Origin of the sequence: Delftia sp. 60 (genome assembly GCF_002754395.1) — a bacterium.
GTDB lineage: Bacteria > Pseudomonadota > Gammaproteobacteria > Burkholderiales > Burkholderiaceae_C > Comamonas > Comamonas acidovorans.
In genome coordinates this window covers 4,254,868-4,275,721 of the sequence record NZ_PEFD01000001.1, presented here as the reverse complement: position 1 = coordinate 4,275,721, position 20,854 = coordinate 4,254,868, and the positions used below count along the sequence as shown (strand labels likewise).

Below are 20,854 nucleotides of genomic sequence, written 5' to 3'. Positions count from 1 at the left end.
CCGGGCCGGCTCAGAACAGTTCGATGTCGTTGCTGTTCACCTGGGGGGCCAGCAGCCCCTGGGTGATCACCGTAGTACCAGGTCTGGTTGCGGCCATGCTCCTTGGCGTGGTAGAGGGCCTGGTCGGCATGGCCCAGCACCTCCACGGGTGCGCCCGTGCCCATGGCGGCAAAGCCCGTGCTCACGGTGATGCGGCCGACCTGGGGGAACTCGTAGCTCTCCACGTCGTGGCGCAGGCGCTCCAGCGCCTTGCGGGCATTGACCAGGCTGACCGAGCGCAGCAGCACCACGAATTCCTCGCCGCCGAAGCGGAACACACGGTCCTTGGCGTCGAAGCAGCTGCGCAGGATGTTGGCGACCAGGATCAGCACCTCGTCGCCATACAGGTGGCCAAAGCGGTCGTTGATGCGCTTGAAATGGTCGATGTCGATGGCGGCCAGCCACTGGCCGGGAACGTCTTCCGTGGCCACGCCCGGCATGGCCATCGGCGCCTCCTGCAGCGACAGGCGCAGGAACTGCTCGTCGAAGGTCTTGCGGTTGAGCAGGCCGGTCAGCGCATCGCGTTCGCTGTAGTCCAGCAGGCTCTGGTAGTTGTGATAGACGCCGAAGATGCCCTGGATCACATCGAGCCGGCTGGGCGAGAAGGCCGTGGACTGCGTGATCTCCAGGCAGTGGTAGGCCGTCTCCTGGCGCCACAGCGGCAGCCACAGCACGTGCTGGCCATCGGGCTGCACGGCCGAGGCGATGAGGGCGCGCTGCTGCAGCGCCTGCTGCAGCGCGGGCATGGAGGCCAGCTCCACGCTTTGCGGGTCGTACAAGGCCTCGGCATCGGTGGACATGACCTGATCGCCCTGGCTCCAGGTGCGCGCACGCACGCAGTGCCTGCCGTCGGGCATGGCGAACAGCTCCAGCGCCCGGACCTGCACCACGCCATTGAGCTTGAACAGGGTGGACAGCACCGAGATTTCCAATCGCAGATGGTCCCTGTGGGCCGTCATCTCGACCAGATTCTGTAGCAATGGCTGCATGCGAGGCCTTGTATTGGAAGAGGGCGCGACCGGCTCAGCGGCGCTCAAACACCAGATCCCACACACCGTGGCCCAGGCGGATGCCACGGTTTTCGAACTTGGTCAGCGGCCGGTAGTCGGGCTTGGCGGCATAGCCTTCGGCCGTGTTGGCCAGCAGGGGCTCCGCGCCCAGCACTTCCAGCATCTGCACCGCATAGGGCTCCCAGTCGGTGGCGCAGTGGATGTAGCCACCGGGACGCAGCCGCCGTGCCAGCTTGGCTACCAGAGGCTCCTGGATCAGTCGGCGCTTGTTGTGCTTTTTCTTGTGCCAGGGATCGGGGAAGAAGATGTGGATGCCGTCCAGGCTGGCCTCGGGCAGCATGTTGTCGATGACTTCGACGGCGTCGTGCTGCAGTATGCGGATGTTGGAGATGTCCTGCTCGCCAATGCGCTTGAGCAGGGCGCCCACGCCGGGCTCGTGCACCTCGCAGCACAGGAAGTTGTCATCGGGGCGCACGCGCGCGATGTGGGCCGTGGCCTCGCCCATGCCGAAGCCGATCTCCAGGATCAGGGGGCCTGGCGGCCATAGGTGGCAGAGGCGTCCAGCGGCACGGCCTGGTAGTTCAGCACGAAGCGCGGACCCAGCTCCTCGAAGGCCTTGGCCTGGCCTGTCGTGGTGCGGCCGGCGCGGCGCACATAGCTCTTGATGGTCTTGGGATGGGCCACGCCCTCGGGCGGCTGGCCGGTACGGGCGGCCGCAGGTGTGGAGGGCGAAGAGGAATCGTGCGGCGCACCGGGGGCAGCGGACATGGTGTTCGGGGTATCGCCGTCCATGGACTGCTCGGCTTGGGGGGAAGAAATTGGGTTCACGGGCTCAATTGTATGTATGGCGCCAGCCCCTGACCCAGAACTGCAGCGCTTCGCCCAATGCGGCCTGGGGTGATGGCTGGTGCAGTCCCAGGTGGGCGGCTGCGGTGCGCAGCGCGGTCACAGGGGCGCTCAGGTCCAGTGCGGGGGCGCCGTGCTGCTTGGAAAGCTTTTCGCCGTCGGGCATGAGCACCAGCGGCGTGTGCAGGTACTGCGGGTGACCTATGCCCAGGGCGCGCTGCAGCAACATCTGGCGGGGCGTATTGTCGGCGAGGTCGGCGCCGCGCACCACATGGGTGATGCCCTGCAGGCCGTCATCGACGACCACGGCCAACTGGTAGGCCCACAGGCCGTCGGCCCGGCGCAGGACAAAGTCGCCCACGCCGTGGACCACATCCTGCTGCTGGGCGCCCAAGCGGCGGTCCTGCCAGTGCAGCACGGGATCGTGGCGGGTGAGGCGGTCCAGCGCAAAGCGCCAGGCCCGGGCGCTTTTGCCGTGCAGGCCGTCGCGGCAGGTGCCGGGGTAGGGCCGCTCCACATGGCGCTCATGGGCCCAGCCCAGGTTTTCCCAGGCTGCCTCGATGTCCTTGCGCGTGCAGCCGCAGGGATAGGCCAGGCCGCCGGCCTTGAGCCGCTCCAGTGCGCTTTCGTAGAAGGTGTGGCGGCGGGACTGCCAAACAGGCTCTTCGTCCGGCAGCAGGCCGCAGGTGGCAAGCTGGTTCAGGATGGCGGTGTCGGCACCGGGCTGGCAGCGCGGAGGGTCTATGTCCTCGATGCGCACCAGCCAGCGGCCGCCATGGGCGCGTGCATCCAGCCAGCTGGCCAGCGCCGCCACCAGGGAGCCTGCATGCAGCAGGCCCGTGGGTGAGGGCGCAAAACGGCCGACATACGGGGATGGGGCGGGTGCGGAGCCGGTCTCGGCGGATTCAGGGGCGGCGGGAATCATCGGGGCCGGATGTTAAGGCCTTGCGCCGCCCCCTGCCAGGACCTGGTGGCCTGGTTCAGTCCGCAACCAACGCCAGGGCCATTTCCAGTCCCGAGACAAAGGCATCCTCCACGCGGCGGCCAATGCACCAGTCGCCGCACAGGCCCAGGCCCGCATCCTTGTTGCGCAAATGGCTGCGGCCCAGCGGCGACAGGGTCTGCGCATGGGGCCAGAGGTAGACGCTGGCATGGCGGGGAGGGATGCGGATGCGCGTGATCTCGCCAAAGGCCTTCTGCATTTTGGCCAGCACGCGCGGGGCGTCGTCGGCGCGGTGCTCCTGCGACCATTGGGGGCTGGCCAGCACGGTCCAGCGTTCGCTTTGGGAGCGGCCCGGCTTGGAGGATTCTCGTGCCACCCAGACCGCGCGCTCATGCGTGGTGCGGGCCGCATTCCACTGCGGTCCCAGGGTGGACAGGCCGGCCTCGGTGGCCATGGGGTAGGACAGCGTCAGCGCCCAGCAGGGCGCCATTTCCACGGCCGCCATGCCCTGCACCAGCGACAGGGCCAGGGGCGTGGTCTGCAGCAGCTGGCGCGCCTGTGGAGCGGGCAGGGCGAGTATCACTTCATCGAAGCCTGCGCGGATCTGCGTGGTCGGCTCGGTCGTCTCCACATGCAGGCTCCAGCCGCGCGAGCCGGGCTGGCGTTCGAGCTTGGTCACGCGCTGGCCCAGGTGCAGGCGGTCGGCATCCCACAGCGGCGCGGCCCAGGCCAGCGGCAGGGCCTGCATGTCGGGCGTGGCCACCCAATGGGCTTCGGTGGGTGCGGGTGCGGCGCTGGACTGGCGGCCCTGCGCATCCAGCACGCGCAGCGTGCTCACGCTCCAGGGACGGCACAGGCCGGGCACGGTCTGCAGGGCCAGCTCGAAGCGCTTGTCGCGCACGGTGAAATACTGCGCGCCGATGTCGAAGGCGCCATGCGCGGCGTTGACCGAGCGCATGCGCCCGCCCACCTGGGGCAGCCGCTCGTAGACATGGACATCGTGGCCGGCCTGCATCAGCGTGCGTGCGCAGGCCAGGCCCGCCATGCCGGCGCCAATCACGGCAATGCGGCGTGCGCCGGCCTTGGGGCGCGCCTTGGAGGCTTCGGGGGGCTTGGTGGCCTTTTTCTTGACCGTGGACTTGGAGGCAGCGCGGGAAGCGTTCATGGAGCAGACCTTTGCGGGCAGTGGCAGATTCCGGGAAGCATGTCCTTTCCGGCCTGTTGCACCGCAGCGGCGTGGCAGGCCGGGACCTGTAACCACTCTACACCCGCGAAGACCGCCCGGCGGCGTGCGCCAGCTCAATGTCGGTGATGATTTTCCATGAGAGCGCGGCGCGTGGCGGGGCTCTCCAACTGCTGCAGCCACCACTGCAGCGCGCGCGGCGGGACCTGCTGCGGCGGGCAGGACCATGCGTAGTGCATGCGCACGTTGCGCGAGGGCCGGGCGACTTGGCGCGTCACCAGCAGGCCGGCCTGCACATACACATCGGCCATGAAATGGGGCAGGAAGCCGCAGCCTATGCCACGCACCTGGGCCTCGATCTTGGCCTGCATGGAATCCACGGTGAAGATGTCCTGGCCGCTGAGCAGGCCCATGCTGGCGCTGTCGCGCAGGCCTGAATCGGCCACGGCGATGATGCGGTGCTGCAGCAAGGTGGCGTCGGTGATGGGCTCGGGCGCCGTGGCCAGCGGATGGTGGGGCGCCACGGCAAAGACGAAGTCCAGCTCGCCTAGCTCGCAGGCCTGCAGGCCCGCCACGTTGCTGGAGTTGACGGCCACGCCGATGGCCAGGTCGGCCCGGCCCGAGGTCAGCATCTCCAGCGTGCCGGTGAGTATGCCGTCGCGCAGCTTCAGCCGCGTGGGTGGCTGCATGGCGTAGAAGGCCTCGACCAGCTCCAGCATCGGCGTGCGCGCCACGGCACCATCGACCACGATGGTCAGGTGCGGCTCCCAACCCGTGGCCACGCGGCGCACGCGATGCGCCACGGTGTCGATCTCATGCAGCAGGCGCACCCCCTCGCGCAGCAGCTCCCGGCCGGCCTCGGTGGGCTGGGCGTGGCGCGAGCGGCGGTCGAACAGCAGCACGTCCAGCGCATCTTCGATCTGGCGCACACGGTAGGTCAGGGCACTGGGCACCAAGCCCAGCTGGCGTGCAGCGGCGGCAAAGCTGCCGGCCTCGGCAATGGCCTGGAGCATGGCCAGGCTGTCGGGGGTGAGCACGTCGCGGGGGCTGGGCATGGGGCGTTATGGCTTCAAAAGCTTTGAATGATGCCATCAATCCTGCTGCGCCTTGCCTGCGGCAGCGGCTTCTACAGTGGAGCCATCGACGCAAGAGTTTCGAAGATCTGACACGTTGGAAAGGGACAAAAACATGATCGCCCTGCGCAAATCCCGGGAACGCGGCCATGCCGACCATGGCTGGCTGCGCTCGCACCACAGCTTTTCGTTTGCGGGCTACCACGATCCGCGCCACATGGGCTTTGGCAACCTGCGCGTGATCAACGAAGACCACATCGCCCCGGGCACGGGCTTCGGCTCCCACGGCCACAAGGACATGGAGATCATCAGCTACGTGCTCGAAGGCCGGCTCTCGCACAAGGACAGCATGGGCAACGAGCAGACCATCTCGCCCGGCGAGGTGCAGCGCATGAGCGCCGGCTCGGGCGTGGTCCACAGCGAGCACAACCATGCGCCGGGCCAGACCACGCATTTCCTGCAGATATGGCTGCTGCCCAGCGAGACGGGCATAGCGCCCGGCTATGCGCAAAAAGCTTTTGCCGACGAGGAAAAGCGCGGCCGGCTGCGCCTGGTGGCCTCGCCCGATGGCGCCGAGGGCTCGGTCAGCGTCCATGCCGATGCCCGGCTGTATGCCGGGCTGTTCGACGGCGATGAGCAGGTCGAACTGGAACTGCCCGCCGGCCGCAAGACCTATGTGCACCTGGTGCGCGGCGCGCTGAGCGTCAATGGGCAACGGCTGACAACGGGCGATGCGGCCCTTGTGGAGAATGAACCGCGACTGCGCCTGCACGACGGGGAACAGTCCGAGGTCCTGGTCTTCGATCTGCAAGCCTGAGAGCGTGCACAGCACGCTCTGAAGATTCACGAGGAGTACCCATCATGTTGAACCGTCTGAGCAACCCGCTGGCGCTGGCCGGCCGCATCCTGATCGCGCTGATGTTCGTGCCTGCGGGCTTTCAGAAAATCGGAGGCTTCGCCGGGACCGTGGGCTATGCCGCATCGGTAGGCATGCCCATGCCGCAGATCGGCGTGGCCATTGCCCTGGTGGTGGAGATCGTCGGCGGCCTGGCCTTGCTGCTGGGCTGGTGCACGCGCTGGGCGGCCCTGGTGCTGGCGTTCTTCACGCTGGTGGCCAGCTTCTTCTTTCACACCTACTGGAGCGTGCCGGCCGACGCGGCCATGATGCAGCAGCTGCTGTTCTGGAAGAACATCGCCGTGACTGGCGGCCTGCTGGGCTTTGCCGCCCACGGTGCCGGTGGCTGGAGCGTGGATGCGCGCCGCCATTGAGTGGGTCGGGCAGCGTTGGCCATGCCCTGATTTTTGTTAGGCTACTGCCTTGAGTGGGCCCCCCAGCAGCGCTGCGGGGCCCTTTGGCGTGGATGGATTGATGAATGCGGCGCTGGCTGGCCTGTGGCTGCGCAGGGCGTCCGAGGATTGGATTTCTTGTATGTCAGATATCGTGGTGGTCTACCACTCGGGTTACGGACACACCCAGCGCATGGCCCAGGCCGTGGCAGACGGCGCAGGCGCGCGCATGCTGTCGATCGACAGCGACGGCCAGTTGCCTGCGGGTGGCTGGGAATTGCTGGCGGCGGCAGACGCCATCGTCTTTGGATCGCCCACCTACATGGGCGGGCCGAGCTGGCAGTTCAAGCGCTTTGCCGATGCCTCTTCCAAGCCGTGGTTCGTGCAGGCCTGGAAGGACAAGCTGTTCGCCGGCTTCACCAACAGTGCCAGCGTCAACGGCAACAAGCAGACCACGCTGGACTACCTGTTCCAGCTGGCCATGCAGCACGGCGGCTTGTGGGTAGGTAGCGGCATGCTGCCGTCCAACGCGCGCGCCGCGCAGCGCAATGACCTCAACTGGATAGGCGCCTTCAGCGGTGCCATGGCGCAATCGGCCTCGGATGCCTCGGCCGCCGAGATGCTGCCGGGCGACCTGGAGACGGCGCGCGTGTTCGGCGAGCGCGTGGCGCAGCAGGCGCTGCGGCTGATGCGCGAGGCCGGCGCGGCTTGATCAGCCGTCCCCACTGAACCTCACGCCCCAGCCGGTCCAGCAGGCTGTACCAGGCCACTCCCGCCGCTATGTACAACCGTTGCAACCCATGCAGCGGTATCGGCTGAACCGGCGTTACCGGAAAAGAGCAGGCCAGCGCATTTCCTCCGGCCATCAGCGCTGCCGCCTCCCGCCCCAGCAGGGTGGCCATGGCAATGCCGCGGCCGTTGTAGCCCAGGGCCATGGTGATGCCGGGGGCAGGCTGGTGCAGATGGGGCATGAAGTCGCGTGTGACGGCGATGCGCCCAGCCCAGCGGTACTCGTATTGGAGGGGGCCCAGGCCGGGAAACATCAGCGCCACGGCGCGTTCCAGATGGGCATAGTCGCCTGCGCCCTGCGGGTCCGCAAAATGGCCGCGCCCGCCCATGAGCAGACGGCCTTGTGCGTCCTTGCGAAAGTACAGCAGCAGGCGCTGCGAGGTCGAGCCTGTCTCGCCCCCGGGCAGGATGTGCGCGCCCGCCTTGCCCAGGGGCTGCGTGGCCACGATGAAGCTGTTGGCTGCCAGCACCGTGCGTGCCAGACTAGGCCACAGGCCATCGGTATAGCCGTTGGTGCCCAGCAGCACCTGCCTGGCCTGTATGCGGTGACCCTGGGCCGTGGTGGCGACCCAGTGGTCCGTGCCCTGGCGCTCCAGTGCCAGCACGGGCGATTCGCTGTGAACCTGCACGCCCAGGGCCTGTGCGGCGCGCACCAGTCCGCGCACGTAGGCCAGGGGCTGTATGGCGCCGGCGCGTCCATCCAGCCAGCCGCCGGCAAAGGCGGGCGTGCCTGTGCGTGCTGCCGTGGCAGCGCGGTCCAGCAGTTCCACGCGCACGCCGCGCCGTTCCCACTGCCGGGCGCGTGCGTGCATGCCGTCCACCGCCTGCTGGGTGTATCCGACCTGCAGCCAGCCGGCACGCACGGGCGCGCAGTCGATGCCGTGCCGTTCGATCAACCCGTACACAAGGTCGGCCGAGCGGGAGACGGCGTCGATCAGCCGCTCGCCACGAGCGGCGCCGTGGATGCGCTGCAGTTCGTCGGGGTCGTACTTGAGGGTGGGGTTCACCTGGCCGCCGTTGCGGCCCGACGCACCCCAGCCGGGAGCATGGGCGTCAAGCACGCACACGCTGGCGCCACTTTCGGCCAAATGCAGTGCTGCCGACAGGCCGGTATATCCCGCGCCGATCACCAGCACGTCGGTGGTGGTCAGCGGTGCCGCCAGCGGTGGCGTGGGCGGTGCGGCGGGCGCAGTGGCCGCCCACAGCGATGGCGCTGACGGGTGCGACAGCACGGGGCGTACCGACGAAGACGATGCGATGGAGGCGGTGGCTGACATCGTCATGCCGCACCTTCTGATGGCGCACAGTGCTGGCGCAGCACGCGCCGCAGGAAGTCCTGCGTGCGTGCATGGCGCGGTGCGCCCAGCACCTGGGCCGAAGGGCCTTCCTCCAAGATGGTGCCGCCATGCAGAAAGCACACGCGGTCGGCCACCTCGCGAGCAAAGGCCATCTCGTGCGTGACCACGATCATCGTCATGCCTTCTTCGGCCAGCTGGCGCATCACGCCCAGCACGTCGCCCACCAGTTCGGGGTCCAGGGCCGAAGTGGGTTCGTCGAACAGCATGGCCTCGGGCTTCATGGCCAGGGCGCGGGCAATGGCCACCCGCTGCTGCTGTCCGCCCGACAGCTGTGCGGGCCAGGCCTGTGCCTTGTCTGCCAGACCTACCTTGCGCAGCAGCTCCAATGCCTCGGCATGGGCCTGGCCGGGAGCCTGGCCCTTCACATGGATGGGGCCTTCCATCACGTTCTGCACCACGGTGCGGTGCGGGAAGAGGTTGAAGCGCTGGAACACCATGCCCATGCGGCTGCGAAGCGCGTGGATGGAGGGCGCGCGGGTGTCCACGCACTCCCCGAAGGCGCGCACCTCGCCGCCCTGGTACGACTCCAGGCCGTTGATGCAGCGCAGCACAGTGGACTTGCCTGATCCCGAAGGGCCGATCAGGCACACCACTTCTCCACGTGCCACGCGCAGGTTGACGCCCCGCAGCACGCGATGCTCGCCGTAGGCCTTTTCCAGGTGGTCGATCTCGATCATGGCGACTTCCTCCCCGCTCCAAAGCGCTTCTCCAGACGCCTGAGCCCCCATACCAGCGGCAGGCTCATGGCCAGGTAGAGCAGGGCGACCAGGGTGTAGACCGTCATGTTCTGGAAGGTGGACGCTGCGATCAACTGGCCCTGGCGCGTCATCTCGGCCACGGTGATGGTGGAGACCAGGGACGAGTCCTTGAGCATCATCACCAGGGTGTTGCCGTAGGGCGGCAGCGCAATGCGGAATGCCTGCGGCAGCACCACGCGGCGCATGAGCAGGGCGGGTCGCATGCCCATGGCCAATGCGGCTTCCCGCTGGCCTGGGTCCACCGCCTCGATGCCGGCGCGGAAGTTCTCTGCCTGATAGGCCGAATAGGCAATGCCCAGGCCGATCACGCCGGCCTGGAATGCGGTGAGCTGGATACCGACCTCGGGCAGCACGAAGTAGATGTAGAACAGCTGCACGATGATGGGCAGGCCCCGTATCACATTGACCACGGTCGATGCGGCCCACGAGACGGCGCGCACGGGTGAGAGCTTGCCCAGCGCCAGCACCAGTCCGATCGCGCTGGACAACAGGAACGACAGCGCGGTGACCTGCACCGTGACCACCGCTCCTTGCAGCAGGATGGGCAGGAACTCTCGCGCGTGCTGCACAAATGCTTGCATGGCGTACTTTCCTCGAAGGTGTCATTGCCGTGCATTGCGCGGCAAAGGGGGAGGCGAGGCGCGAGGCGACCCGGCGGGCGTCCGATGTCCTCAGATGCCCCACTTCTTGACGATCTGGGCCAGGGTGCCGTCTGCCTTGATGGTGGCGATGGCCTTGTTCAGGCGGGCCAGGGTTTCGGTGTCTCCCTTGCGCACCACCAGGCACACATCCCCCACATTGGAGGGCTTGTAGCTTTCGGCCAGCTTCACGCCCTGGAAGCTGTGCTGGCGTATCTGGTAGGCAATGATGGGCTGGTCACCCAGCCCTGCCTTGATGCGGCCAAGCGCCAGATCGCGCGTCATGTCGGCTACCGAGTCGTAGCTGCGCACTTCCCTGAAGATGCCCTTTTTCTGCAGCAGGTCGTAGAACACCGTGCCCACCTGGGCACCGACGACCTCGCCCTTGAGATCGTCCAGTGATACATAGGCCTTGGCATCGTCGGCCTTGACGATCAGGCCCTCGCCGTAGGAGTAGACCGCATCGCTGAAATCCACCACCTGCTGGCGTGCAGCGGTCTTGAGCATGGCGGCCGAGATGATGTCGATCTTGCTGGATGTGAGCGAGGGGATCAGCGCCGCAAAGCTGGTCTGCTGCACATGGGCCTGGAAGCCTCCCGCCTTGGCCACGGCCTGCATGGTGTCGACCATCATGCCCTGGATGCTGTTGCTCTTGACGTCCAGAAAGGTGAACGGAATGCCTGTGGGCGTGGCGCCCACGTTGTAGCTGGTCGGGGCGCTGCCGCCTTGCGCTGCAGCCAGCGCGACAGCGCCGGCGGCACACATGCCCAGGGCGAGGTGGAGGACGCGGTGGACAAAACCTGGCATTGCCTGACTCCTTGGCGTGAACGACGGAAGGAAACAGCAGGGACAGGTCACCTTGGGGGCAGCCCCTCGCCTGCAGCGGAGAATTCTCGGAACCGCGCCAATGATCAATGTGGATGAATCTTTAGAAAATAAGAGAAAACCACTAAGCAATTCAAAGAAATCGATATGCGATTCTTTGGAAGTGGATGCCTATACTTCCGCCATGCAAGCAACGCCTCAACCCGCTTCGTCACCGATGGATGACGACACCAACCCACTGTTCAACCAGTCGCTGGAGAAGGGCCTGGCCGTGCTCTGCGCCTTCAGCGCGCAGCACCGGAGCATGACGCTGGCCGATGTGGCTGCCGCTGCGGGCATCAACAAAAGCTCGGCGCAACGCATGGTGTTCACGCTGGAGCAACTGGGCTATGTCCGCAAGCATCCGCAAACCCGGCGCTACCAGCTCGCGCCGCGCGTCATGCGCGTGGGCTACAACTACCTGGCGGCCAATCCGGTGATCGACCTGGCCAATCCGTATCTTTCGGAGCTGACCAAGATCACGACCGAGACCACCTGCCTGACCGAGCCCGACGGGCTGGAGATGGTCTACGTGGCACGCTTCATCAGCGCCCAGTTTGTGCCGGTGCACATGCCCATTGGCAGTCGCATCCCCATGTACTGCACTGCCTCGGGGCGTGCCTGGCTGAGCGCACTGCCCGATGAAGAAGCCCTGGCCCTGCTGCGCCAGAGCGAGCGGACCGCGCACACACGTTTCACCATCACGGACGAGGCCGCCATCCTCGATGAACTGGCCCAGGCGCGTCGGCGCGGCTATGCCGTCAACCGGGAGGAACTCTTTCTGGGCGACATGACGCTGGGCGCGCCCGTCATCGGCAGCCATGGCCGCCCCGTGGCTGCCGTGCACATCGTCGCGCCGACCAGCCGATGGACGGTGGAGGAAGCGCAAGCCCGCCTGGGCCCAGGGCTGCTGGCCTGCGCCCGCTCGCTCAGCAACTCGGTGCGTGCCCTGGGCTGAACAGCGGCCGATGCGGCGGTCGGTGCAGCTGCATTGGTGTCGCACGCCGCAAGCGTGGCGTGCATGCCCCGGGGCTTCAAGTCAGGGCTGGGGGACCGGTCTATGGAGACGGAGTCTCCTGGGCCTGCGGATGCTCCAGCTGGGGTGCGGCCGACAGGTCCGCGTCCACGGCCCGGCGCTCGTCAAAGACGAAGCAGCCGCCGTCATAGAAGGCGCCGTCGGTTTCCTCGAAGTACTTGAGGATGCCGCCTTCCAGCTGGTAGACATGCTCCAGGCCCTCGTCCCGCATCAGGATGGCGGCCTTCTCGCAGCGTATGCCGCCCGTGCAGTAGCTGACCACGGTCTTGTCGGCCAGCTCGGCCTTGTGGGCGCGCAGCGCGGGCGGGAACTCGGTGAACTTGGTGATGCGCCAGTCGATGGTGTCCTTGAAGGCGCCGGCATCGACCTCGAAGTCGTTGCGCGTGTCCAGCGTCACCACCTCGCGGCCCTCGTCATCGTGGCCCTGTTCCAGCCAGCGGCGCAGCGTGGCGGGGCTGACCGATGGCGCGCGGCCCTCTGCCGGGCGGATGGTGGGGTGGTCCATGCGGATGATCTCGCGCTTGACCTTGACCAGCATCTTGCGAAACGGCACGGTGTCGGACCAGCTTTCCTTGGGGGCCAGGTCGGCAAAGCGCTCATCGGCGCGCAACTGGTCAACGAAGCTGTGCACCGCCTGGGCGGGGCCGGCCAGGAAGAAGTTGATGCCTTCCTCGGCCAGGAGGATGGTGCCCTTGAGCGCCAGGGCCTGGGCGCGTTCGGCCAGGGTGTCGCGCAGCGCCGCTGCATCGGGCAGCGGCGTGAACTTGTAGCAGGAAATATTGAGGATGTCGGACACGGGCAGGCAGGCGGGTGCGGCACAGGCCGCGGGTTGGATCGGGGCGCCGGCGAGAGGCGGCCCGATCAGCCGCCCGACACCAGCAGGGCCTTGATTTTATTGGCCAGCTGGGCCACTGCCAGCGAAGCCGGTGCGCCGGGCATGGACTGCAGCAGCAACTGGCGGCGCATCACTGCCTCGCGCACGGCCGGGTCGGACGGAATATCGCCCAGGTGCGTGAGCCGCAATGGCTCGCCGGAGGCCGTGTTGACAAAGCGGTTGAGCACCTGCTGCAGCTGGCCCGTGATGGCGCGGCCATCTCCGGGGCGTGCCGCCTGGTTGATGGCCAGGCGGATCTGCTGGCGTTTTTGCTGGATGGCCAGCACCTTGATGGCCGCATAGGCATCGGTCAGCGAGGTGGGCTCGGGCGTGGCGATGACCAGCACCTCGGTGGCCATGGACACGGAGAACAGCACCACGTCCGAGATGCCTGCGCCGGTGTCCAGCAGCACGATGTCGTAGCGCGGGGCCAGTGTCTCGATGGTGTGCGTGAACTGCTGGCGGATCTCGGGCGTGAGCCGCGAGTACTCGATCATCCCGGAGCCGGCCAGCAGCACCGAGTAGCCGCCGGGCGCGGGCAGGATGGCTTCCTCCAGCGAGGAACGGCCGGTGAATACATCGTGCAGCGTGACCTTGGGGTAGAGGTTGAGCACCACATCCAGGTTGGCCAGACCCAGGTCGGCGTCAAGCACCAGGACCTTGAGGCCATGGCGTGTCAGCGCTGCGGCCAGATTGGCCGAAACGAAGGTCTTGCCCACGCCGCCCTTGCCGCTGGTCACGGCGATGATGTGTCCGCGCGGCTTGGCGCGCACGGCATCGCTCATCGGAACGGCAGCGGGCAGGGAGGGGTGGGGAATGGCGTTGTCGCTTACCACCTGGCTATCAGCGGAGTCCATCTTCGGGGTCCACATCGGTTGCAATATCTGGATTCAGCCCATTGTCAAACGGGGACGGGGCATACAAAGGTCCGAAAAGCAGGCTTTTTTCCTCCGCGCTTACCGTACTGTCAGGTTGTTCTTCAATGTGCACGCGGTTGCGGCCGGCGGATTTGGCCAGGTACAACTGTTTGTCGGCACGCTCGGTCCACAAGGTTGTGGTGCTGCGTATCCACTGCAGCGCATAGGCGCCGCCGATGCTGATGGTGATCTGCAGTGTCAGCGTGGGTGAGATGACGACCGGCATGCGCTCGATGGCGCTGCGTATGCGTTCGGCCACGGAGACACCGAAGGTCGCAGGGCAGGCGGGCAGCACGATGGCGAATTCCTCTCCTCCGTAGCGGGCCAGCGTGTCCATGGGGCGCACGCAATTGGTCAGGGTACGGGCCACCGACTGCAGAACCCGGTCGCCCACGATATGGCCGTGCTGGTCGTTGATCTGCTTGAAGTGGTCGATGTCCAGCATCAGCATCAGGGCCGCTTCGCCAGACCGCGCCACGCGGTCGATCTCGCGCTCGGCAATGGTGCGGAAATGGCGGCGGTTGGCCAGTCCCGTGAGCGGGTCGCGCAGCGACAGCGAGCACAGTTCATCGATCAGCGCCTGCAGATATCGCGTCGGCGAATCCGTGGGCAGATGGACCGCCCCACCAGCGTGGGTAACCAGCGCGTGGGCTGTGGCCAGGCGCAGGTCGCGCAGGTATACGGATTGGTGGGATGCGGGGGCAGTCACGGAGGGCTGAATGAAAAGCCAGTGAAGTGTATCAGTGTGTAGGCTCGATTGTCGCCGCGCCGGCATCGACTTTTGCACCATCGGAGGTAACAGATGTTGATCCTGGTGCAGGCACGAACGGCGGCAGGGCAAGGGCGGCGAGGAATTCCGCATCGGTGCGGTACAGCCGCAGGTGCGGTCCGCGGTGCAGGGCGCCTGCCCGCAGCAGCACCTGCTCGGCCGGCAGCTTCAGGCCCACCACATGCAGCACGCCGCTGCGCTTGGCCGCCAGCAGTTGCAGGCGCACGAAGGTTTCCACGCCCGTCACGTCGATGCGGTTGATGGGCTGGGCCAGCAGGCACAGATGGTGTGTCTCCGGGCGCAGCGCCCATTCGTCACCGATACGACGCTCCAGGGCCGAGGCAGAGCCGAAGTCCAGCTCGGCATCCATGCGCAGGGCCAGCAGGCCCGGCGCCAGCGGCGGCAGTTGCCAGAGGTTGCGGTCGCGCAGGCTGCCGTCGGGATGCTGGCCCACTTCGATGATGCGCGGATGCAGGCGCTGGTAGAGGAAGTAGCCCAGGCTCAGCACAATGCCCGCGAACACGCCCCAGTACATGCGCGGCGCCGTGACGATGGTCAGCAGCAGCGTGGCCAGCGCAATGCTGCCCTCCACGCGCGACACCTTGAACAGCTGCAGCAGCACGCGCGGCTTGACCAGGTTGACCACGGCCGTGATCACGATGGCCGCCAGCGCCGCCTTGGGCACGTGGTACAGCGCCGGGATGAACCACAGCACCACGATGACCACCAGCAGGATGGAGAACACGTTGGACCAGCCCGTCTTGGCGCCGGCCAGCAGGTTCACGGCCGAGCGCGAGAACGAGGCGCTGGTGGCAAAGCTGCCGAACAGGCCCGCACTGATCTTGGACAGGCCCTGGGCGACCAGGTCCTGGTTCTCGTTCCAGCGCGTGCCGGCCTGCTGATGCTCCACCTGGGCGCTGGAGGCCGTCTCCAGAAAGCTCACAAGCGAGATCACCAGCACCGGCATCACCAGGGCGCCGAACTCGTCCCAGCTCAGCAATCCCGGCAACTGGAAGCTGGGCAGGCCTGCCGGCAGGTGGCCGACCACGGCGCCCCCGTCATCGGCAAAGTCCGTGGCCCAGCTGATCACGCCGGTCAGCGCAATGATGAAGATGGCCGAGGGAAAGGCCGCGCGCCAGCGCTTGGCCAGTACCAGCAGCGCAATGCTGGCAAGGCCGTAGAGGATGGACTGCCAGTCGAAAAGCTGCAGCGAAGGCGTGTTCCAGACTGCGCTCCAGGTCGAACGCAGTCCCAGCAGGGTGGGCAACTGCGAGGCCAGGATCAGCAGCGCTGCCGCCTGCGTGAAACCCGTGAGCACGGGCGAGGTCACCAGGTTGAGCAGCCAGCCGGCGCGCATCAGGCCCAGCGACCACTGCACCAGGCCCGAAAGAATCGCCATCCAGGCGGCCAGGGCCACCCAGTGCGCGGAGCCGGGTTCGGCCAGGCCCGTGAGGGAGGCGCCGATCAGCAGTGCACTCAAGGCCGTGGGCCCCACACCCAGACGCGGCGAGCCGCTGAACATCACGGCCACCAGGGCAGGGACGATGGAGGCGTAAATGCCGGTGATCAGCGGCATGCCGGCAAGCGCTGCATAGGCCACGCCCTGGGGCAGAAGCATCAGACCAACGGTGAGACCTGCCCAGAACTCCCCGCGCAGCACGGCTGCCGAGGGTTTGGGCCATGCCAGGAAAGGAAACCAGCGCGCCAGGGAATGCATGGCCGCTATTGTCATGCTAACTGGATGGTGCCGGGATGTTCGAGCTTGTCCTACAGGCGCTTGCGTCGGCGTCGTATGGGTTTGTCCCAGGGCCATAAATAAAGTCGAGGCCTGTGTTGACCGCCTCACAACTATTCAAGGAGTAACCGCATGACTTTCATCACCCAACGCTGCTGCCACATCCTCGCCGTGTCCGCCCTGGCCTTCGGCCTCGCCGCATGCGGCAAGACCGAAGACACTGCCGGCCAGAAGCTCGACTCCGCCGTCCAGCAGTCCCAGCAGGCCGCGCAAAGCGCAGGCCAGAAGATCGACAACGCCATGAGCAGCGCCGGCACCAAGATCGAGGAAGGCGCGATGAAGGCCGAAACGGCCACCAACAACGCCATGAGCCAGGCGGGTGCCGCGCTCGACGATGCGGGCATCACCGCCCAGATCAAGGCCGACCTGATCAAGGAACCCGATATCTCCGCCCTCAAGATCGACGTGGACACCAAGGCCGGCGCCGTCACGCTGACCGGCTCGGTGCCCAGCGATGCGCTCAAGATGCGCGCCGGCGACATCGCCAAGGCCGTCAAGGGCGTGAACAACGTCAGCAACATGCTGGAGATCAAGGCCAGCTGATCGCAGCCACCGGCTTTGCTCCCTCAATGAAAACCAGGCGCTTTGTCCGCCTGGTTTTTTTATGCCTGAACGCTGTGGCCCAGCGCATAAGATGCGCTGCATGAGCACACCCGACCTGCAGATCAGCACCCATCTCATCCACCATCCCTACCAGCCGCCCGAAGGCTTTGTCGCACCGCAGCCGCCGGTGCACAAGGCCTCGACGGTGATCTTCGAGAACGTGGCGGCCATGCGCCGCCGCCAGTGGCTGGACAAGAGCAGCTACACCTACGGCCTGCACGGCACGCCCACCACGTTCTTGCTGGAAGAGCGACTGAGCGCGCTGGAAGGCGGCCTGCAATGCCTGCTGGTGCCCAGCGGCCTGGCGGCCATCGCCACCACCTCCCTGGCCCTGCTGCGCACCGGCGACGAGATGCTGCTGCCCGACAACGCCTACGGTCCCAACAAGACCCTGAGCGAGGGCGAGCTGGCCCATTTCGGCGTGCGCCACCAGTGCTACGACGCCATGGATGTTGCCGACCTCGAAGCCAAAATCACGCCCAAGACGCGTTTGGTCTGGCTGGAGGCGCCGGGCTCGGTGACCATGGAGTTCCCTGACCTCATCGCCATGGTGCGCCTGTGCCGCGCGCGCGGCATCACCACCGTGCTGGACAACACCTGGGGTGCGGGCCTGGCCTTCAATCCCTTCGACCTGCTGGGTGACGGCTCGCACAGCCTGGGCGTGGACGCCACGGTCCATGCGCTCACCAAGTACCCCAGCGGCGGCGGCGATGTGCTCATGGGCAGCATCATCACGCGCGACCAGGCGCTGCACATGCGCATCAAGCTGGCCCATATGCGGCTGGGCCTGGGCGTGGGCGGCAACGACACCGAGGCCGTGCTGCGCTCGCTGCCCAGCATTGCGCTGCGCTACCACGCACAGGACCGCGCCGCGCGCGAGCTGGCGCGCTGGCTGCAGCAGCAGCCGGCCGTGGTCCAGGTGCTGCATCCCGCGCTTGAAGGCGCTCCGGGCCACGAGAACTGGAAGGCCCTGTGCGGCGCAGCCGGCGGCGGCGAGGGCGTGGCGGCCGGCCTGTTCAGCGTGGTCATTGACCCGCGCCACGGCCAGCAGGCCGTGGACCGCTTCTGCGACAGCCTGCGCCTGTTCAAGATCGGCTACAGCTGGGGCGGCCCCATCAGCCTGGTCGTGCCCTATGAGCTGCCGTCCATGCGCAGCTGCCCCACGCCCCATCTGCGCAGCGGCACCGTGGTGCGCTTTGCCATCGGCCTGGAGGCCGTGCAGGACCTGCGTGCCGACCTGGAGCAGGCCCTGGCCGCTGCGTTCGCATAGTTGAGCGCCAGGCGCCGGTGACATGCGCCTGTCACCGGCAGCACCGATGCTCGTTGGCTTCATACCATCCCACGGGGGCCTCCAGGCCCTGGTCCAGCATGAAGCACAAAGAGAGCATCACCAATATCCTGCAGCACGCGAAGACCGCGTCCAATGGGTCCGGCATCGTGGCCAGCCGCCGCCATTTCGTGCGCGGCATGGGCGCATCGGCCCTGGCGCTGCCACTGGCAGGCTGCGGCGGCTCCGATGGCGACAGCCGCATTCCCGTCGAGTTCCGCCACGGCGTGGCCAGCGGCGACCCGTTGAGCGACCGCGTCATCCTCTGGACCCGCGTGACGCCACCCCAGGGCCATTCCAGCGATATCGAGGTGGAGTGGGAGCTGGCCTCGGACGCCGACTTCAAGACCATCGTGGTGTCGGGCAAGGCCATGGCGCGCGCCACCCAGGACTTCACCTTCAAGGCCGACGCCACGGGCCTCAGGCCGGCCACGCGCTACCACTACCGCTTTCGCTGCCAGGGCATGACCAGCGCCACGGGCCGCACGCGCACCCTGCCCGTGGGCGCCGTGCAGCAGGTCAAGCTGGCCGTGTTCTCCTGCGCCAACTACCCGGCGGGCTACTTCAACGTCTACGCGCATGCCGCGCGCCAGGGCGACCTGGATGCCTCCGTGCACCTGGGCGACTACATCTATGAATACGCACGCGGAGGCTATGCCAATGGCAAGGCCGAAGCCATGCAGCGCCAGAGCCTGCCGGCCAACGAAATCGTCAGCCTGGCCGACTACCGCCAGCGCCATGCCCAGTACAAGAGCGATGCCGACCTGCAGGCCCTGCATGCGGCGGCGCCCATGATCGCCGTCTGGGACGATCACGAAGTCTCCAACGACACCTGGATGCACGGCGCCGAAAACCACCAGCCGGCCACCGAGGGGGATTTCGAACTGCGCAAGGTGGCAGCGCTCAAGGCCTATCACGAGTGGATGCCCACGCGCAACGCGCAGCCCGAGGTCATCTACCGCAGCTTCGCCTTCGGCGACCTGCTGGCGCTGCACATGCTGGACACGCGCGTCATCGGCCGCGACAAACAACTGGACTACGCCGACTACTTCACCGCCCAGGGCCTGGACGCGGCACGCTTCACCTCCGACATGGCCAATCCTGCGCGCCAGCTCATGGGCGCCACCCAGACCCAGTGGCTGGGCCAGCGGCTGGCGGCCTCGCAGGCCACCTGGCAGGTGCTGGGCCAGCAGGTCCTGATGGGGCGCGTGGAGCTGCCGGCGCCCTTGCTGATGGACATCCTCAGCCCCGGCAGCGGCGTCTCGCTGCCGGCCTACGCGGCGCTGCTGGGCAAGGCGCAGGCGAACCCGGCCAGCCTGACGGCGGCGGAAAAGGCCATCCTGGCCCAGCCCAGCATTCCCTACAACCTCGATGCCTGGGACGGCTACGCCGTGGCACGCGAGACCGTGCTGGCCACGGCGCGCAGCCTGGGCAAGAACCTGGTCGTGCTGGCGGGCGACACCCACAACGCCTGGGCCAGCGAATTGCGTGACCGCAGCGGGCAGGCCGTGGGCGTGGAGTTCGCCACCTCGTCCGTCAGCTCGCCGGGTTTCGAGGAATACCTGTCGGGCCAGGACCCGGCCCAGTTGCGTGGCGCGCTGCTGCAATTCATCTCCACGCTCAAGTACTGCGATACCTCGCGCCGTGGCTACATGATCGTCACGGCCACGCCGCAGGCCTGCCAGGCCGAGTGGATCTACGTGGACACCGTGTTCAGCCACCAATACCAGGCTGTGCGCGATGCGGCCTGGAAGGTGCTGCCCGGCCAGCCGGGCAAGCTGGTCCAGGCCTGAGTGCAGACTCGGGTACAGACCTGGGGGTCTGGGCGGGCCTCGGTAGTTTCCGCCATGGCAGCAGTGCCATGGCTGCGATAACTTTGGACTCGCTGATCCAGGAGGTCCAGGCATGCAGGCATCCCCCGCTCCCGAGAAAGCTTCCGACAACCCGGCCGGCATGCTGCAGGTGCAACTGCTGCGCATGGCCGACCCCTGGCGCTGGCTGGCCCTGGGCTGGCGCGATCTGCGGCGTGCGCCTGGCGTGGCGCTGTTCTACGGCCTGTGCTTCTGGGCCATGGCCCTGCTGATCGGCTGGGTGTTCCGCGCCAGCCCGGAATACAGCATGGCCATGGCAAGCGGCTGCCTGCTCATCGGCCCCTTCCTGGCCATGGGCCTGTACGACACCAGCCGCAGGCTGGAGCGGGGCTTGCCGCCCCAACTGAGCAGCTCGCTGACCTGCTGGGACACGCAGATGGGCAGCATGGGCATGCTGGTCATGGTGCTGCTGGTGCTGGAGATGCTCTGGGCGCGCGCGTCCATGGTGGTCTTTGCCGTGTTCTTCGATACCGGCATGCCGACCACGGCCGGCATGCTGCAGGCCGTGGCGCGGCCCGAGAACTGGGAATTCCTGGCCATTTACCTGCTGGTCGGCGGCGCCTTCGCGGCCCTGGTGTTCGCCAGCATGGTGGTGGCGCTGCCGGCCATGCTGGACCGGGGCAGCGATGCACTCACGGCCTGCATCACCAGCATGCGCGTGGTCGGCCTGAACCTGGCCGTCATGCTGCAGTGGGCCGCGATCATCACCGTACTGGTGGCGGTTTCCCTGTGGTGGCATGGCGCGGGCCTGCTGCTGGTGGGGCCTTTGCTGGGCTGTGCCAGTTGGCATGCATACCGTTGCAGCGTGGGCGATTCCGCCGTGCCTGCGTCCACCATATCCTGAGGTTTTCCTGGCAGGCCCCGTCTTGCGGCT

General features: G+C 67.1%; 18 protein-coding genes and 3 pseudogenes. 8 read left to right on the top strand and 13 right to left on the bottom strand.

Features of this window, described 5'->3' with window-relative positions; all coding sequences use genetic code 11:
- Positions 1-10: 10 nt before the first annotated feature.
- From CLV01_RS19365 to CLV01_RS19345, 5 genes and pseudogenes are all read right to left on the bottom strand, one after another.
- Positions 11-1,028 (bottom strand): annotated as a pseudogene (locus CLV01_RS19365) (GGDEF domain-containing protein).
- 34 nt (positions 1,029-1,062) lie between these two features.
- Positions 1,063-1,817 (bottom strand): annotated as a pseudogene (trmB, locus tag CLV01_RS19360) (tRNA (guanosine(46)-N7)-methyltransferase TrmB).
- A 64-nt stretch (positions 1,818-1,881) separates the two neighbouring features.
- Positions 1,882-2,820, bottom strand: coding sequence for a tRNA glutamyl-Q(34) synthetase GluQRS (gene gluQRS, locus CLV01_RS19355; RefSeq protein ID WP_099733464.1), 939 nt, complete (start codon positions 2,818-2,820; stop codon positions 1,882-1,884).
- A gap of 55 nt (positions 2,821-2,875) precedes the next feature.
- Positions 2,876-4,003 (bottom strand): NAD(P)/FAD-dependent oxidoreductase, encoded by a 1,128-nt coding sequence (locus CLV01_RS19350; protein ID WP_034394361.1) that lies wholly within the window; start codon positions 4,001-4,003, stop codon positions 2,876-2,878.
- 134 nt (positions 4,004-4,137) lie between these two features.
- Positions 4,138-5,076, bottom strand: coding sequence for a LysR family transcriptional regulator (locus CLV01_RS19345; RefSeq protein WP_099733465.1), 939 nt, complete (start codon positions 5,074-5,076; stop codon positions 4,138-4,140).
- A gap of 133 nt (positions 5,077-5,209) precedes the next feature.
- On the opposite strand from CLV01_RS19345, the gene CLV01_RS19340 reads away from it, so the two are divergent.
- The 3 genes from CLV01_RS19340 to CLV01_RS29970 all read left to right on the top strand — a co-directional run bounded on the left by CLV01_RS19340 (position 5,210) and on the right by CLV01_RS29970 (position 7,093).
- Positions 5,210-5,911 carry a pirin family protein gene (locus CLV01_RS19340; RefSeq protein WP_099733466.1) on the top strand — a complete coding sequence of 234 codons (702 nt, stop codon included), beginning with the start codon at positions 5,210-5,212 and terminating at the stop codon, positions 5,909-5,911.
- Between the two features lie 44 nt (positions 5,912-5,955).
- A complete protein-coding gene (locus CLV01_RS19335; RefSeq protein ID WP_012205870.1) occupies positions 5,956-6,363 on the top strand; it encodes a DoxX family protein in 408 nt (135 codons plus the stop codon).
- Positions 6,364-6,523: 160 nt separating this feature from the next.
- Positions 6,524-7,093: a flavodoxin family protein gene (locus CLV01_RS29970; protein WP_099733467.1), complete on the top strand. Its 570-nt coding sequence runs from the start codon at positions 6,524-6,526 to the stop codon at positions 7,091-7,093.
- A gap of 25 nt (positions 7,094-7,118) precedes the next feature.
- Here the strand turns inward: CLV01_RS29970 and CLV01_RS19325 are convergent.
- The 4 genes and pseudogenes from CLV01_RS19325 to CLV01_RS19310 all read right to left on the bottom strand — a co-directional run.
- A pseudogene (locus tag CLV01_RS19325) lies at positions 7,119-8,447 on the bottom strand (NAD(P)/FAD-dependent oxidoreductase); the annotation flags it as partial.
- A 2-nt stretch (positions 8,448-8,449) separates the two neighbouring features.
- Positions 8,450-9,205, bottom strand: a complete 756-nt coding sequence (locus CLV01_RS19320; protein WP_099733469.1) for an amino acid ABC transporter ATP-binding protein — start codon at positions 9,203-9,205, stop codon at positions 8,450-8,452.
- Positions 9,202-9,867, bottom strand: coding sequence for an ectoine/hydroxyectoine ABC transporter permease subunit EhuD (ehuD, locus tag CLV01_RS19315; RefSeq protein WP_016451664.1), 666 nt, complete (start codon positions 9,865-9,867; stop codon positions 9,202-9,204). Before ehuD ends, CLV01_RS19320 begins: the two co-directional genes overlap by 4 nt.
- A 90-nt stretch (positions 9,868-9,957) precedes the next feature.
- The gene (locus CLV01_RS19310) at positions 9,958-10,731 is read right to left on the bottom strand and encodes an ABC transporter substrate-binding protein (protein ID WP_099733470.1); all 774 of its coding nucleotides are present in this window, start codon (positions 10,729-10,731) and stop codon (positions 9,958-9,960) included.
- 235 nt (positions 10,732-10,966) lie between these two features.
- Here CLV01_RS19310 and CLV01_RS19305 point away from each other — a divergent pair, with 235 nt between their 5' ends.
- On the top strand, positions 10,967-11,746 hold the full coding sequence (locus CLV01_RS19305) for an IclR family transcriptional regulator (protein ID WP_034365152.1): 780 nt from the start codon (positions 10,967-10,969) through the stop codon (positions 11,744-11,746).
- A gap of 100 nt (positions 11,747-11,846) precedes the next feature.
- Here CLV01_RS19305 and CLV01_RS19300 read toward each other — a convergent pair whose 3' ends face one another.
- The 4 genes from CLV01_RS19300 to CLV01_RS19285 all read right to left on the bottom strand — a co-directional run bounded on the left by CLV01_RS19300 (position 11,847) and on the right by CLV01_RS19285 (position 16,101).
- Positions 11,847-12,620 carry a sulfurtransferase gene (locus CLV01_RS19300; protein WP_099733471.1) on the bottom strand — a complete coding sequence of 258 codons (774 nt, stop codon included), beginning with the start codon at positions 12,618-12,620 and terminating at the stop codon, positions 11,847-11,849.
- A 65-nt stretch (positions 12,621-12,685) separates the two neighbouring features.
- On the bottom strand, positions 12,686-13,555 hold the full coding sequence (locus CLV01_RS19295) for a MinD/ParA family protein (protein ID WP_013802173.1): 870 nt from the start codon (positions 13,553-13,555) through the stop codon (positions 12,686-12,688).
- Positions 13,542-14,405 (bottom strand): GGDEF domain-containing protein, encoded by an 864-nt coding sequence (locus tag CLV01_RS19290; protein WP_013802174.1) that lies wholly within the window; start codon positions 14,403-14,405, stop codon positions 13,542-13,544. The genes CLV01_RS19295 and CLV01_RS19290 overlap by 14 nt, the downstream gene beginning before the upstream one ends.
- On the bottom strand, positions 14,356-16,101 hold the full coding sequence (locus CLV01_RS19285) for a SulP family inorganic anion transporter (RefSeq protein ID WP_099733472.1): 1,746 nt from the start codon (positions 16,099-16,101) through the stop codon (positions 14,356-14,358). Before CLV01_RS19285 ends, CLV01_RS19290 begins: the two co-directional genes overlap by 50 nt.
- Before the next feature lie 150 nt (positions 16,102-16,251).
- Here CLV01_RS19285 and CLV01_RS19280 point away from each other — a divergent pair, with 150 nt between their 5' ends.
- The 4 genes from CLV01_RS19280 to CLV01_RS19265 all read left to right on the top strand — a co-directional run bounded on the left by CLV01_RS19280 (position 16,252) and on the right by CLV01_RS19265 (position 20,824).
- On the top strand, positions 16,252-16,722 hold the full coding sequence (locus tag CLV01_RS19280) for a BON domain-containing protein (RefSeq protein WP_013802176.1): 471 nt from the start codon (positions 16,252-16,254) through the stop codon (positions 16,720-16,722).
- Between the two features lie 100 nt (positions 16,723-16,822).
- Positions 16,823-18,052 (top strand): PLP-dependent transferase, encoded by a 1,230-nt coding sequence (locus tag CLV01_RS19275; protein ID WP_099735103.1) that lies wholly within the window; start codon positions 16,823-16,825, stop codon positions 18,050-18,052.
- A 98-nt stretch (positions 18,053-18,150) separates the two neighbouring features.
- Positions 18,151-19,902 carry an alkaline phosphatase D family protein gene (locus tag CLV01_RS19270; RefSeq protein ID WP_099733473.1) on the top strand — a complete coding sequence of 584 codons (1,752 nt, stop codon included), beginning with the start codon at positions 18,151-18,153 and terminating at the stop codon, positions 19,900-19,902.
- Between the two features lie 112 nt (positions 19,903-20,014).
- Positions 20,015-20,824, top strand: coding sequence for a DUF2189 domain-containing protein (locus CLV01_RS19265; RefSeq protein ID WP_099733474.1), 810 nt, complete (start codon positions 20,015-20,017; stop codon positions 20,822-20,824).
- Positions 20,825-20,854: the final 30 nt, after the last annotated feature.

Coding starts and splice junctions, on each gene's coding strand:
- gluQRS (WP_099733464.1), bottom strand. CDS start 2,820: ATGATTCCCGCCGCCCCTGAATCCGCCGAGACCGGCTCCGCACCCGCC.
- CLV01_RS19350 (WP_034394361.1), bottom strand. CDS start 4,003: ATGAACGCTTCCCGCGCTGCCTCCAAGTCCACGGTCAAGAAAAAGGCC.
- CLV01_RS19345 (WP_099733465.1), bottom strand. CDS start 5,076: ATGCCCAGCCCCCGCGACGTGCTCACCCCCGACAGCCTGGCCATGCTC.
- CLV01_RS19340 (WP_099733466.1), top strand. CDS start 5,210: ATGATCGCCCTGCGCAAATCCCGGGAACGCGGCCATGCCGACCATGGC.
- CLV01_RS19335 (WP_012205870.1), top strand. CDS start 5,956: ATGTTGAACCGTCTGAGCAACCCGCTGGCGCTGGCCGGCCGCATCCTG.
- CLV01_RS29970 (WP_099733467.1), top strand. CDS start 6,524: ATGTCAGATATCGTGGTGGTCTACCACTCGGGTTACGGACACACCCAG.
- CLV01_RS19320 (WP_099733469.1), bottom strand. CDS start 9,205: ATGATCGAGATCGACCACCTGGAAAAGGCCTACGGCGAGCATCGCGTG.
- ehuD (WP_016451664.1), bottom strand. CDS start 9,867: ATGCAAGCATTTGTGCAGCACGCGCGAGAGTTCCTGCCCATCCTGCTG.
- CLV01_RS19310 (WP_099733470.1), bottom strand. CDS start 10,731: ATGCCAGGTTTTGTCCACCGCGTCCTCCACCTCGCCCTGGGCATGTGT.
- CLV01_RS19305 (WP_034365152.1), top strand. CDS start 10,967: ATGGATGACGACACCAACCCACTGTTCAACCAGTCGCTGGAGAAGGGC.
- CLV01_RS19295 (WP_013802173.1), bottom strand. CDS start 13,555: ATGGACTCCGCTGATAGCCAGGTGGTAAGCGACAACGCCATTCCCCAC.
- CLV01_RS19290 (WP_013802174.1), bottom strand. CDS start 14,405: ATGGTGCAAAAGTCGATGCCGGCGCGGCGACAATCGAGCCTACACACT.
- CLV01_RS19285 (WP_099733472.1), bottom strand. CDS start 16,101: ATGCATTCCCTGGCGCGCTGGTTTCCTTTCCTGGCATGGCCCAAACCC.
- CLV01_RS19280 (WP_013802176.1), top strand. CDS start 16,252: ATGACTTTCATCACCCAACGCTGCTGCCACATCCTCGCCGTGTCCGCC.
- CLV01_RS19275 (WP_099735103.1), top strand. CDS start 16,823: ATGAGCACACCCGACCTGCAGATCAGCACCCATCTCATCCACCATCCC.
- CLV01_RS19270 (WP_099733473.1), top strand. CDS start 18,151: ATGAAGCACAAAGAGAGCATCACCAATATCCTGCAGCACGCGAAGACC.
- CLV01_RS19265 (WP_099733474.1), top strand. CDS start 20,015: ATGCAGGCATCCCCCGCTCCCGAGAAAGCTTCCGACAACCCGGCCGGC.